This window comes from Pseudovibrio sp. Ad13, from assembly GCF_001623225.1.
Classification (GTDB): domain Bacteria; phylum Pseudomonadota; class Alphaproteobacteria; order Rhizobiales; family Stappiaceae; genus Pseudovibrio.
In genome coordinates this window covers 346623-359289 of the sequence record NZ_LMCC01000002.1, presented here as the reverse complement: position 1 = coordinate 359289, position 12667 = coordinate 346623, and the positions used below count along the sequence as shown (strand labels likewise).

The window sequence follows — 12667 nt, the reverse complement described above, 5'->3', positions numbered from 1 at the left end:
ACGGATATCTTATGCCTGAATTACCGGAGGTTGAAACAGTCCGTCGCGGACTAGCAACTTTTTTTGACAATGCAACAATTTGCAGAGTTGAACAACGCCGACCTGATCTTCGTTTTCCTTTTGGCGATGATTTCATAGACCGTCTGGAAAATCGCAGAGTTGTTTCCTTCAGCCGCCGTGCGAAATATCTACTGCTTGATCTGGACAGTGGTGATGTTTTGGTGATGCACCTTGGCATGTCAGGCTCGTTCCGCTGGATCGAAACTGATGATCGAGAACCAACACAAGCCGTTGAAATATATCATGCAAAAGGCAAGCATCCTCAGCATGACCATGTCGTCTTCCATGTTCGCCCAGCTGATCAGGAGACGATCGTAAAGATCATTTATAATGATCCGCGGCGCTTTGGATTTATGGTGCTCATCCCTCGCAGCGAGCTGGCGACACACCCGATGTTTGTCGATATGGGGATCGAACCACTTGGCAATGAGCTGGATGGAGCTTACCTAGCCAAGCTGTTTGAGAACCGGAAAACCTCTCTCAAAGCAGCTTTGCTCAATCAGAAGTTCATCGCAGGACTGGGTAACATTTATGTGTGTGAAGCACTCTGGAGAACGGGGTTAAGTCCTTTCAACAGCGCATCCACACTTGCAGGCAAATCCGGCAAGCCGCTTAAAAAGGCTGATGAACTTTCCAATCACATTCGGGAAGTCTTGCAGGAAGCGATAAAATCCGGCGGTTCGTCCCTGAAGGATCACCGACAAGCGGATGGTTCTCTCGGATATTTCCAGCACAACTTCTCTGTCTATGATCGTGAGGGAGAAGCTTGCCGAACTCCCAAGTGTGCTGGCGTCATTGAGCGGAAGGTCCAGAATGGGCGCTCAACATTCTTTTGTCCGAAATGCCAGAAGTAAGCATGCGAGCTGATATGTCACGCTTGAGGGAATTGCATTCCCTAGAGCAACTGTCTAGGAGACAGGCATAATATTATAAAAGCCAGCAGGATGCCCTGCAAACGGCGAGAAAAGGATGGCCCTATGAAAATCGGTGTAGTTGGTGTTGGCGCTGTTGGAAGTACTGCAGCCTACGCCATGGCCATGAACGGTGTGGGCAACGAAATTGTGCTCGTCGATTACAATCCGAAACTCGCTATTGCCCAAGCAGAAGATATTCTTCACGCGACCCCATTTGCGCGCCCGATGAGTGTTATTGGTGGCGATTACAGTGACTTGAAGGATGCAGCAGTCGTCGTGATTGCAGCTGGTGTCAACCAGCAACCGGGAGAGACCCGGATTGAGCTGTTGGCACGCAATGCTGGTGTGTTTGCAAAAGTCATTCCTGAGGTGCTGAAATATGCACCAAATGCGATCCTGATCATCGCAACCAATCCGGTTGATATCATGACTCAGGTTGCGACCGAGATTTCTGGTCTGCCGCGCAATCGCGTTATCGGCTCAGGTACAATTCTGGATACTGCACGCTTCCGTACTTTATTGGGTAAACATCTGGGCATCACGCCAACCTCTGTACATGCAGATGTGCTTGGTGAGCACGGTGACAGTGAAGTGCTTGTCTGGTCTGGCGCGAAGGCAGGCAACACGCCGTTGTTTACCTTTGCCGAGCAGATCAACAAGCCAATCACTCAAGATGTTCGTGACCGTATTGACCATGGTGTTCGTTACGCTGCCTATTCGATCATCGAAGGCAAGGGTGCAACCAACTATGGCATTGGCGCAGGGCTCTCCCGCATTGTGAAGGCTATTGTGACAAATGAACATGCTGTCATCAGCCTTTCCATCGTCAATGAAGAGATTGTTGGGGTGAGGGATACAGCTCTTTCAGTGCCGCGAGTGCTGGGTGCTGATGGTATTGAAGCTACCCTCTTCCCTAGTATGGATGAGTTGGAACGCAGTCAGCTGCAAGCGTCCGCAGTGGCTTTGGAAACAGCGGCAAAAGAAGTGCTTTCCAAACACCTGAAATAGTGCTGATCCCGCAATAGCTTTATTTCGGCAGTTTTATTAGGCTTTTGCGGAATTTTCTTATTCTCACCTTGGCAAAAACCTGTTTTTCACCTATGCCACAGACCTAGTTTCTGATGCACAAGCGCATACAATCGCCAAGTTAGCTATTGGATTAGGTTTGTTGCGCGCGTCTGTGCACCACTTGCAGCGCGGAGAGTATTGATGACACAGGCGGATATCGGCCTTGTTGGACTAGGCGTCATGGGAGCCAATCTGGCTCTTAATATCGCAGACAATGGCTATAAAGTAGCGGTGTTCAACCGTACTGCAGAGGGAACCCAAGCTTTCATGGAGAAGGCTGGACACCTCAAAGACATGTTTATTCCCTGCTACAGCACAGAAGAGCTGGTAGCGAACATCAAAGCCCCTCGTCCTATCATTTTGATGGTTCCCGCAGGCGAGCCAGTTGATCAGCAGATTTCTGTTCTGAAAGACCATCTGAAAGACGGTGACATTCTGATTGATGCAGGCAACAGCGACTTCCACGACAGTAATCGCCGCTACAAAGAATTGGCCGACACGCCATTCACCTTTGTTGGTATGGGCGTTTCTGGTGGTGCGGAAGGCGCTCGCTTTGGCCCATCCATCATGGTTGGTGCTTCTGAAGCCGCTTACGGGCGTATCGAGCCTATCCTGAAAGCGATCTCAGCAAAGCACAATGATGAACCTTGTGTTGCTTTGATGGGTCCTGAAGGCGCTGGCCACTTTGTGAAGACTTTGCACAACGGTATTGAATACGCTGACATGCAGATGATTGCTGAAGTGCACGAAGTTCTCACCGAGACTCTTCACCTGAGCATTCAGGAGCAAGCCGAGATCTTCTCCAAGTGGAATGAAGGCCCGCTGGCGTCTTACCTCATTGAGATCACCGCAAACGTTATGGGTGTGATTGATGAAGAGAGCGGCAAGCCAATTCTGGATGTTATTCTGGATACTGCTGGTCAAAAAGGCACTGGTCGCTGGTCTGCTGTCGAAGCGCATCTGCTTGGTGTTCCCGCAACTGGTATTGATGCAGCTGTTGCAGCTCGCTGCATGTCTGCAAGTCGCGCACTCCGTCAGGAAGTTGCAGAACTATATCCGCAGTCTGATGCAGTGCTGACTTGGGAACTCAAGCAGGAAGGCATTGATGCCTGTGAACGTGCTCTGATTGCCGGCAAAATTGCAGCCTACGCTGAAGGCTTTGCTGTGCTGGCTGCTGGCGGCAAGGAAAACGGCTGGGATCTGCCAATGGGTGACATCGCTCGCATCTGGCGTCAGGGCTGTATTATCCGCTCACGATTCCTGGATGAGATTGCGCAGGCATATGATGCAAATCCTGACCTGAAATCTCTCTACCTGGCTCCTGCTATTGCTGAACGTATGAAAGATGCTGTTCCTGGTCTGCGCGATATGCTGAGCCTGAGCATCACCAACGGCGTGCCTACGCCTGCTCTTTCAGCAGCGCTTGGTTCGTTTGACATGATCCGTCAGAAGCGGACTGCTGCCTATGTGATTCAAGGTCAGCGGGACTTCTTTGGTCAGCATGGCTTTGAACGTACGGACAAAGAAGGTTCCGGCTACCATGGCCCTTGGCCTGCTGGTGGCGCGTAAGCCAGATACAACTTAGGCATGCTAGTTATTAACTAGGCTGTGCTATGCCTGATTGAAATTTGATACAGAAACTGGCAGGACCCCTATGTGGCCCTGCCCGTCCTTAAGAAGGCTGGCATGTAGAAGCTACAAACTAAGCCTTTACTAATCCCGGGAATAAGATGTGACTGCCAATTCACCCAATGGAGCTGAGATTTACCGCCGTCTCATTAAAGCGATTGAGAGCCGTGAGCTGAAACCCGGCAGTCGCTTGAGAGAAGCTGAACTGGCAGAGAAATTCGGTGTCAGCCGCACACCTATCCGGGAAGGCCTGAAGCGCCTTGAGGCGCAAGGGCTTGCTGTTCATGAACCGAACCGCGGCATGGTCATTCCTAGCCTGGACCACAACCAGATCAGCGAACTGTACTATCTGCGCGAAGTGCTGGAAGGAACTGCTGGTCGTCTAGCTGCGCAGCACGCCTCGAGCGCTGAGATCGAAATTCTGCAGGAAATGGTCGAATCCGACATGCAAAACCTTGCGGATGCGGAGCGCCTGATCAAGACCAACCGCGAGTTCCATCGCCGCTTCTACCTCGCTTCCCACAACCGCTATCTGGTTGAGCAAATTGATCATATGCGCCTATCTTTGCTGCTGCTTGCGGGCACGACCCTGACGGATGATGACCGTCGTCGTCTTGCGATTGAAGAACATGCTGAGATTGTGGATGCAATTTCCAAGCGGGATTGTGACCGTGCTGACAAAGCTGCACGTCACCACATAGCAGAAGCCCATAAGGCTCGCCTAAAATTCTTCACTCAACTCACCTGAGTCTTGTAAAAATCTGGGTGATTTGGAGCGCATTCTGCTAACAGGGCGCGCTTTTTGTTTAAATGAGTCGGTATAAGTACCTAGAAAACCAGCCAAAACAAGCTTCGCTTTTATTAGCCTGAGATATCACATAAGTTTCATATGAACATAGTAGACGTTCATATGAACAGCATATTTGCAGATTGAAGCAGACTTTTGTGATGGAAACAGCGCTCAGTACAAGGCAATCAGAGATCATCTCTCTCGTGCGGTCCAATGGTTTCGCGAGCGTAGACTCGTTGTCGGAGCAGTTTGCGGTTACCACCCAGACGATCCGTCGAGACATAAATCGCTTGAGCGAGCTGGGGCTTTTGAGACGGGTTCATGGTGGCGTCGAGGTTCCGGCAAACCGGGGCAACATCACCTACAAAGCCCGAAAGATCCTCAATTTTGAAGCAAAGAACGCGATTGGGAACTCTGTTGCGGAGTACATCGACGATGGTGCAACACTTGCTTTTTCCATCGGCACGACGCCCGAGATTGTTGCAGAGGCTCTTGATACCCATGAAGGTTTGAAGATCTTCACGAACAACATGAACGTAGCCATTGCAGCACTACGGAACACTTCCAGCGAAGTTACGATTGCAGGAGGCCGATTGCGTCATGGCGATCTGGACGTTCTTGGTTCAAGCGCAGAAGGTTTTTTCAAAAACTACAAGTTTGACGTCGGCATCTTTGGCGTTGCTGGCGTGGATAGCGATGGCACCCTTCTGGACTTCAATGAGGATGAAGCCACTGCCCGTCAGGCCATTTTGGCGAACTGCCGTCAATCGTTTCTTGTTCTGGACCATTCCAAGTTCGGTCGCCTCGCCCATGTCCGCGCTGGCTTCCTGACTGATGTTTCGAAGATCTTTTGCGAAGAAACCCCGCCAGCTTCAATCCTTTCAATAATTGAGAAGTCATCTGCAGAGCTCATAATCTGCAAACAGGAGCCTACTCTATGAGCAACCTGAACCATCCAGCTCGCCTAGAACTCTCAAACCTGACCAAGTCCTGGGGAGACTCAACGGCAGTCAACAATGTCAACCTGTCCGTGGATGGTGGAAGTTTTACGGTTTTGTTGGGGCCTAGTGGATGCGGTAAATCCACAACGTTGCGCTTGATTGCCGGACTGGAAGAGGCAACTTCCGGGCAAATTACAATAGGCGGGAGAGATGTGACGTACCATTCCCCCGCCCAGCGCGACATCTCTATGGTGTTCCAAAACTATGCACTCTTTCCGCATATCTCTGTGGCTGAAAACATTCTGTTCGGGCTCAAAGTGCGCAAAGTAGGCAGAGCGGAGCGGGATGAGCGGCTGAAGACTGCAGCTGATCTTCTCGGGATTTCTCAGTTGTTGGACCGGAAGCCATCCCAACTCTCTGGAGGGCAGCAACAACGGGTTGCTCTAGGCCGCGCCATCGTTTCTCAAAAGCCTGTTTGCCTGATGGATGAACCGCTCTCCAACCTTGATGCAAAGCTGCGGCAAGAAATGCGCGTTGAGCTGAGAGCACTGCAGCAGCAGCTTGGCCTGACGATGGTTTACGTAACCCACGATCAGACCGAGGCTATCACCATGGCTGATCAGGTGGTGCTGATGAACAAGGGCAAAGTTGAGCAGGTCGCAACACCGAAAGTCATCTATGAGCGCCCTGCCAGTGTGTTTACAGCGCGTTTCATTGGCGTGCCTCCGATGAACATCGTGGAGCTGGACAGAGTTCGTGCTGTTACCCCCACCACTGCTCAGTCTTTGCTGCCTGATGCGCCTGAGGGATGTCTATTAGGCCTGCGTCCAGAGGACATCAGATTAACTGGTGAAAACGGTGTTCCCGCCCAAGTGTTGAGCCTTGAATACATGGGAGCAGATACGTTGGCTAACTGCTCTGTCGGTGGTGAAAAGTTGCTCGTTCGCGTGAAAGGCAGCACTGACTTAAGCCCGGGGCAGAACATTGGCCTGACCTGGGATGAAGAAATTCCTGCAAGTTTTCAGCGAGATACCGGCAAACGCCGGGAAGAATTCAAGCCGGTCGAGGTGCAATTCGAGCCGGCTTGAAAAACGCGCATCAGCGCATTGGAGTGCCCCAATTACTAGGGCAATTTGAGGATATAAACCTATGAAATCCATTTTCAAGTCTTTAGGTCTGGCAGCTTCTGCCGCTGCTCTATCCCTTGGTACTGCGATCAGCGCTCATGCGGTTGATCTGCAATTCTATTTTCCTGTGGCTGTTGGCGGTACGGCCGCAACAACAATTGAAGAGCTGACAGCAGAGTATGCGGCTGCTCATCCTGACGTGAATATCAATGCTGTTTATGCGGGTTCTTATCAGGATACTGTTTCCAAAGCTCTGACCGCAGCGCGTGGCGGCAACCCTCCACAGCTTTCCGTGATCCTGTCAGTCGACATGTTCACTCTCATTGATGAAGACGTGATCATTGCGTTTGATGATGTTGCTAACTCAGATGAAGACAAGAAGTGGCTGAATAGCTTCTACCCTGCCTTCATGGAGAACTCGCAGACTGGCGGAAAGACTTACGGTATTCCATTCCAACGCTCTACTCCGGTTCTCTATTGGAACAAGGAAGCCTTTAAAGCGGCGGGTCTGGATCCAGAAAAAGCACCTGCAACATGGGAAGAGATGGTTTCCATGGGCCAGAAGCTGATCAAGAAAGACGCTTCCGGCAACGTGACCCAGTGGGGTGTGCGTATTCCTTCCTCTGGTTTCCCTTACTGGCTGTTCCAGGGCCTGACCACCGAGAACGACGCTATTCTGGCAAACGCTGATGGCAACAAGACCAACTTTGACGACCCAAAAGTTGTTGAAGCTCTGCAGTACCTTGTCGACCTTTCTGGCAAGCATGGCGTGATGGCTCCCGGTATCATCGAATGGGGTGCAACTCCGAAGGCATTCTTCGAAGGCAACACCGCTATGATGTGGACCTCAACTGGCAACCTAACCAACGTACGCAATAACGCACCGTTCGACTTCGGCGTTGCTATGTTGCCAGCAAACAAACGTCGCGGCGCACCTACTGGTGGCGGTAACTTCTACATCTTTAAAGATTCCAGTGATGAGCAGAAGAAAGCTTCCGTTGACTTCGTGAAGTGGATCACCGCTCCAAAGCAGGCTGCTAAATGGTCGATGGCAACAGGTTATGTTGCGCCGTCTCCAGCCGCTTGGGAAACTGATGAGATGAAGGCTTATGCAGCTGACTTCCCACCTGCTTTGGTTGCTCGTGAGCAGCTGAACCACGCTGTTGCTGAACTCTCCACATACCAGAACCAGCGTGTCACCCGTATCTTCAACGATGCACTGCATGCTGCGATCACCGGCAAGAAAACACCGGAAGAAGCCCTGAAAAGTGCTCAGGCAGAAGCAGACCGTATTCTCTCTGAATACCGCTAAGCCACTCTGATTTCACGTGATCCAGCGAGGCGCAGTTCTGCTGCGCTTCGCTCCAGCATTTTCCAAGAGGTTACCAGATGACCAAACGTATGCAGTGGACTTACGCGTGGCTGTTGCTGACACCAGCAATGGTGATGCTGTTCGCGTTCACCCACTTCCCGGCCATCACCACCATCATCAATAGTTTCTTCTCCACGCCTCGTGGGCGCAGACCTGCCAAGTTTGTTGGGCTGCGGAACTACGAAGAGCTAATGGCGGACCCAACCTTCTGGAAAGTGCTGGTCAATAACCTTTGGTATGCGATGGCAACCATTCCAGCTTCCATCGGCATCTCTCTGCTGATGGCAATCTGGGTGAATGACAAGCTGAAAGGGCGCAGCCTTGTGCGCATGTCGTTCTTTGCGCCCACTGTGTTGCCTCTGATCGCGGTCGCAAATATCTGGCTGTTCTTTTATACGCCGGGCTTTGGTTTGATCGACCAGATACGCATGGGTGTTTTTGGTCTCCCCGAGAACTCATGGCTTGGCCAGCAGGAAACTGTACTGATCTGCATGATGGTTGTGACTATCTGGAAAGAAGCCGGGTTCTTCATGATCTTCTACTTGGCTGCCTTACAAGCTATACCTCCCTCTTACAAAGAAGCCGCCGATATTGAAGGGGCGAGCCGTTGGACCTTCTTCTGGAAAATCACATGGCCTTTGCTTATGCCAACAACTTTGTTCGTATCTATCAATGCTGTTATCAACTCCTTCCGCCTGGTGGATCACATCTTCACCATGACAGGCGGAGGGCCAGATAACGCTTCGTCTTTGCTGCTCTTTTATATTTACGAGGTCGCCTTCAAGTACTGGCAAACCTCTTATGCCGCCACGCTGACTGTCGTGATGCTGGCGCTTCTTTCGATCATTGCGATCGGCCAATTCTTCTTCATGGATCGTCGGGTGCACTACAGATGAGCGACTTATCTCTTTCCAACACTGTTGAATCAGCCCGTCCACGCCAGTTCGATTTTGATCATGCTCTCAACACGTTCGGAGCGTGGACACTGGCGATCTTATGGGCCCTGCCTCTTCTCTATGCGATCTGGACTGCATTCCATCCTGCGGCTTATGAAGCCAACTTTGAGCTACTTGCTCCACTCACGCTGGAGAACTTCACCAAAGCATGGTCGGCAGCTCCATTTGCTCAGTACTTCCTGAACACAACCATGCTGGTGACAATCATTCTGATAGCGCAGTTTGTCTTGGGCACTCTGGCAGCTTATGCCTTTGCGCGCTTCGAGTTCCCCGGCTCAAATATCCTGTTCACCCTGGTGCTTTTACAGCTGCTTGTGATGCCAGATATCCTGATTGTCGAGAACTACAAGATGATCCGAAACCTTGGCCTGATAGACACCATCGTAGCAATTGGCTTGCCCTATATGGCATCTGGGTTCGGAATCTTTCTTCTGCGACAGACATTTAAGACCATTCCACGTGAGTTGGATGAAGCCGCACGCGTTGAGGGTGCCGGACCTTTACTGGTGCTCTGGAAGGTTTACGTGCCGCTGGCAATTCCGACCTACCTCGCTTACGGGCTTGTTTCAGTCAGCCACCACTGGAACAATTTCCTCTGGCCTCTGATTATCACCAATTCGGTAGAGACGCGTCCCGTCACTGTTGGGCTTTCTATCTTTGCCGCGGTTGATGGGGGTGTGGAGTGGAGCGTTATCAACGCAGCAACGCTCATGACATCAGGTCCGCTGTTGATCGCGTTCCTACTGTTTCAGAGACAATTTGTGCAGAGCTTCATGCGGGCAGGGATTAAGTAGGGAAATCGTAATTCTTACCCCTCAAATTTAAATGAAATGGGTGACCTTTGAGGAGGTTCACGACAGTTTTTTGAGGGGAATGAATGAAACTTACCGCGATAACAGCCAGTATCTTTGCAGTATTACTCGGAATTTCTGGGTGTGCTGTGGTTTCAGTCGGGGGAGCTGCGGTCTCTGTTGCCACAACTGCAGTAACAACAACTGCAAAGGTTGGAACAAGTGTCGTAGGAGGAGCGGTGGATCTTGCTATTCCGGACGATAACGAAGACGATGAGTAATAGGCCTGTTACTTCAGATGGATAGCGTAGTATTTAAATCAATCTACGCTAACGGTTTCAGTGCTCGCCAAAACCACTTCTATTGCGCGGTGCAACTCGGACATTTGGTCTTCGTCGAGGACTTCAACAAGTTCACTGCGCGTTTCTACATCCAGCTGCTCAAGTGTAAATTTCTCTGCAGGAAGCTCTACGAGAGGTTCAGAACTGGCAGAAATCGGCAGAATTGGGCTATCTAGGCGCTCTGCTTTGACGCGAGCATCTTCCAAAATGACATGCACGAGGCCGCGACGGTCGTCAGGAAGATTAACTTCGGCAACGATCGCATTGACAGTGTCGCGGTCTCCCAGCAGCAATACTGGCGGCTTGGAAGTCGCAGAATTGGTCATCGAGAGGGCAGTCAGCAACGCGCCCATAAACACTACTAGAAGATACGGCATATACTAGATTCTTACGGTCTAAGTGTCAGTTCAAGCTCAGATTATACAGGACAGAAGTATGAAGTAATAACCGCTCGAACTGGTTCATTTCTTTATATTCTTCCAAGGTGTTACGCGCCAGTGCAGGATCATCCGTGATAATTCCATCTACGCCCATGGAGATGTAGCGCAACATGGTAGACGGATTGTTAACCGTCCAGACGAAAACCTGCTTATTGGTCTCTTGTGTTCTTCTTATGAAGTTCAAAGAGGCGGAGGCGGAGGAGACGGCTACGAAGTTTCCTTTGAGTTCGGAGAAATTACCGATAGATGTGGCGGTAAGAAGGCCGATGTTCCAATTTGGTTCTAATTTTCGCATTCTTGAGAGGGCTGATCGTTCTAACGACATGATTGCTATGTCGTTTTCCATGTCAGCCTGCGTGATGATGCGGGCGACCTCGTTTTCGAGGTGTTCGTTGCGGCTGCGGGGATAATATTTGAGCTCAATGAGGAGAACTGCCTTCCCCCTCACAATCTCAAGCGCCTCACGAAGCGTTGGGACGCGTTCACCCTGGAACTCCATCCCAAACCATCCGCCCACATCGAGAGCCTGGATTTCTTCCAGTGTTAGGTCCCAGACATTGGCTGGCTTGCTGATGAGGCGCATGAAGTCGCTGTCGTGGGCGATGACCACGGAGCCGTCCGCGGCTTCCTGAACATCGACCTCAATCCAGTCGGCTTTGTCCTCAATTGCTCGCTCCAGCGCTGCTATGGTGTTTTCCGGCGCGTGCGCGGAGGCCCCGCGGTGGGCGATGATCAGGACATCTTTTTGCGGCAGATCAGCTGAGACCCAATACGTCCCTGTCAGCACCACGATGGTTCCGACCACTCCAATGAGAGCGGCAAGGCGCATAGGTGTCAGTGGGTTGGCCCACTTACTCTCCAGCTTTGGCGTATGCGGCACCTCGGAAAACGTGTGCCCTTTTCCATCGGCAACGAACAAAGCTGCCTTGAAAAGCAACGCCATAGTGCCAGACATCACGCCACTGATCAGCGTATTGCCCACCAACAGAAGCACGACGAGGCTGCCCAGGATCGCTGCCAATGTCTCGGGGGAGCTCTCCCCAAACGAAATGGCGTAGGAGCCGATCAGTTCTAGCGAGATCAGGAAGAACGCATGGATGAGGATGTCCAGAAGCAACCACAGCGAGACGGCACCTGCAAAGACAGGACGGAGGCCACGCGAGAGGAACCGGGCCCGCGAAAAGGCGGAGCCAACAGGATGATCTCTCAGCACCACGAGCGGCAAAGACAGCCCCCAGACGAGGATCGCGTAGAGTGGCATAACGATAACCAGTGCCACCCCAATTCCGATGAAGAAGGCAGCCATCCAGAACTCAACGGGTTGAAACTGGAGGTAGTAGCTGAAGTCATGCTCTTGCAAAAAGATCAGTATACTCAGTGCGATAATGACAAGACCCGGGATCATTGCCATCACTAAGCGTTGTGTCAGCCGCCATGTAAACATACCAAGGCGGGGAAACATGCTGAGCGTTGAAAACAGGGCATTACGTGCAGCAGGGAACGCGCTTTCCTGCCTATCCAGCACCGCGAGCAGAGCGACCTGCTCAAGCAGTGCCATGGCGATGAAGACGACGACAAAGAAGAACGCACCGAGCAGCCCAATCGGCGACAGAAAGAAAGACGCGATCTCATAATCGGCCAGCACTGCATTGCCGGAAAGGCCAATAACGAAGTTGCCGATACCAGCAACAATAGGTGTGATTGCAACTGCACCGAGAAAAACAAAGGCATAGTGAACCAGCAGCAAGCGAAATGCGTTTGCTTTCCAGCCACGAAGTATCAATTGAGCAAGCGTGTTTAATCGAGCTGCCATACCCTGTTCTTATCGTTGTTGGTGCAGACAGACTGGCTGATTGATGCCAATTAAATGCAATGTACCTGAAGAAGGTTCCGTAAGAGCGCATAGGTGCTGCGAAGTCAAGATATGCCAAACAAACGGTAACAGTTGAGCGAGGGATTCGCGTATTTTCCCAATATTATCCCATTTATTTATGCGAATGATTTGCAACTGCAAAAGTGCGGAAAAGCTTTTAATGACAATAAGTTGCAACTGAAACTCATATTTAGAAATACTCTAAACTACTGAAAGTGCACGTTTTTAAACTTGACAACAATAGTCAGGAATATGAAATAGCCGCAGTTTTCTCACGCTTTAGGGCGTGACAACATTTGGCAAACTGAATTCGTGCAGCCCGGATTTTCCGCTCGCAGCGCGAGGCGAATTCACTGCACATTTAA

General features: G+C 51.0%; 12 protein-coding genes. 10 read left to right on the top strand and 2 right to left on the bottom strand.

The features are described 5' to 3' along the window. The first annotated feature begins 11 nt into the window (after positions 1–11). From mutM to PsAD13_RS02410, 10 genes are all read left to right on the top strand, one after another. Positions 12–914: a bifunctional DNA-formamidopyrimidine glycosylase/DNA-(apurinic or apyrimidinic site) lyase gene (gene mutM / locus PsAD13_RS02455; protein ID WP_063317190.1), complete on the top strand. Its 903-nt coding sequence runs from the start codon at positions 12–14 to the stop codon at positions 912–914. A gap of 123 nt (positions 915–1037) precedes the next feature. Then, positions 1038–1982, top strand: coding sequence for an L-lactate dehydrogenase (locus PsAD13_RS02450; protein ID WP_063294320.1), 945 nt, complete (start codon positions 1038–1040; stop codon positions 1980–1982). A gap of 201 nt (positions 1983–2183) precedes the next feature. Continuing rightward, positions 2184–3611, top strand: a complete 1428-nt coding sequence (gene gndA / locus PsAD13_RS02445) for an NADP-dependent phosphogluconate dehydrogenase (RefSeq protein WP_063317189.1) — start codon at positions 2184–2186, stop codon at positions 3609–3611. A gap of 163 nt (positions 3612–3774) precedes the next feature. Further along, the gene (locus PsAD13_RS02440) at positions 3775–4419 is read left to right on the top strand and encodes a GntR family transcriptional regulator (RefSeq protein ID WP_057463095.1); all 645 of its coding nucleotides are present in this window, start codon (positions 3775–3777) and stop codon (positions 4417–4419) included. Positions 4420–4619: 200 nt separating this feature from the next. After that, the gene (locus PsAD13_RS02435) at positions 4620–5402 is read left to right on the top strand and encodes a DeoR/GlpR family DNA-binding transcription regulator (RefSeq protein WP_063317188.1); all 783 of its coding nucleotides are present in this window, start codon (positions 4620–4622) and stop codon (positions 5400–5402) included. Continuing rightward, the gene (locus tag PsAD13_RS02430) at positions 5399–6490 is read left to right on the top strand and encodes an ABC transporter ATP-binding protein (RefSeq protein ID WP_063309086.1); all 1092 of its coding nucleotides are present in this window, start codon (positions 5399–5401) and stop codon (positions 6488–6490) included. The genes PsAD13_RS02435 and PsAD13_RS02430 overlap by 4 nt, the downstream gene beginning before the upstream one ends. 61 nt (positions 6491–6551) lie before the next feature. Continuing rightward, on the top strand, positions 6552–7841 hold the full coding sequence (locus tag PsAD13_RS02425) for an ABC transporter substrate-binding protein (protein WP_063309085.1): 1290 nt from the start codon (positions 6552–6554) through the stop codon (positions 7839–7841). A gap of 77 nt (positions 7842–7918) precedes the next feature. Beyond that, the gene (locus PsAD13_RS02420; protein ID WP_063317187.1) at positions 7919–8797 is read left to right on the top strand and encodes a sugar ABC transporter permease; all 879 of its coding nucleotides are present in this window, start codon (positions 7919–7921) and stop codon (positions 8795–8797) included. Further along, positions 8794–9651, top strand: a complete 858-nt coding sequence (locus PsAD13_RS02415) for a carbohydrate ABC transporter permease (protein ID WP_063317186.1) — start codon at positions 8794–8796, stop codon at positions 9649–9651. The genes PsAD13_RS02420 and PsAD13_RS02415 overlap by 4 nt, the downstream gene beginning before the upstream one ends. Positions 9652–9734: 83 nt before the next feature. After that, entirely contained in the window at positions 9735–9929 is a 195-nt protein-coding gene (locus PsAD13_RS02410; RefSeq protein ID WP_057463101.1) for a hypothetical protein, read from the top strand. 38 nt (positions 9930–9967) lie between these two features. On the opposite strand, the gene PsAD13_RS02405 is transcribed toward PsAD13_RS02410, so the two are convergent. Further along, complete coding sequence (locus PsAD13_RS02405; protein WP_057463102.1) at positions 9968–10366, bottom strand: hypothetical protein; 399 nt, start codon at positions 10364–10366, stop codon at positions 9968–9970. A 25-nt stretch (positions 10367–10391) separates the two neighbouring features. Then, positions 10392–12242, bottom strand: coding sequence for a glycerophosphodiester phosphodiesterase (locus PsAD13_RS02400; protein ID WP_063317185.1), 1851 nt, complete (start codon positions 12240–12242; stop codon positions 10392–10394). Positions 12243–12667 lie beyond the last annotated feature (425 nt).

Excerpts from the sequence above, each read along its gene's own strand:
- mutM (WP_063317190.1), top strand. The coding sequence starts at position 12 with ATGCCTGAATTACCGGAGGTTGAAACAGTCCGTCGCGGACTAGCAACT.
- PsAD13_RS02450 (WP_063294320.1), top strand. The coding sequence starts at position 1,038 with ATGAAAATCGGTGTAGTTGGTGTTGGCGCTGTTGGAAGTACTGCAGCC.
- gndA (WP_063317189.1), top strand. The coding sequence starts at position 2,184 with ATGACACAGGCGGATATCGGCCTTGTTGGACTAGGCGTCATGGGAGCC.
- PsAD13_RS02435 (WP_063317188.1), top strand. The coding sequence starts at position 4,620 with ATGGAAACAGCGCTCAGTACAAGGCAATCAGAGATCATCTCTCTCGTG.
- PsAD13_RS02430 (WP_063309086.1), top strand. The coding sequence starts at position 5,399 with ATGAGCAACCTGAACCATCCAGCTCGCCTAGAACTCTCAAACCTGACC.
- PsAD13_RS02425 (WP_063309085.1), top strand. The coding sequence starts at position 6,552 with ATGAAATCCATTTTCAAGTCTTTAGGTCTGGCAGCTTCTGCCGCTGCT.
- PsAD13_RS02420 (WP_063317187.1), top strand. The coding sequence starts at position 7,919 with ATGACCAAACGTATGCAGTGGACTTACGCGTGGCTGTTGCTGACACCA.
- PsAD13_RS02415 (WP_063317186.1), top strand. The coding sequence starts at position 8,794 with ATGAGCGACTTATCTCTTTCCAACACTGTTGAATCAGCCCGTCCACGC.
- PsAD13_RS02410 (WP_057463101.1), top strand. The coding sequence starts at position 9,735 with ATGAAACTTACCGCGATAACAGCCAGTATCTTTGCAGTATTACTCGGA.
- PsAD13_RS02405 (WP_057463102.1), bottom strand. The coding sequence starts at position 10,366 with ATGCCGTATCTTCTAGTAGTGTTTATGGGCGCGTTGCTGACTGCCCTC.
- PsAD13_RS02400 (WP_063317185.1), bottom strand. The coding sequence starts at position 12,242 with ATGGCAGCTCGATTAAACACGCTTGCTCAATTGATACTTCGTGGCTGG.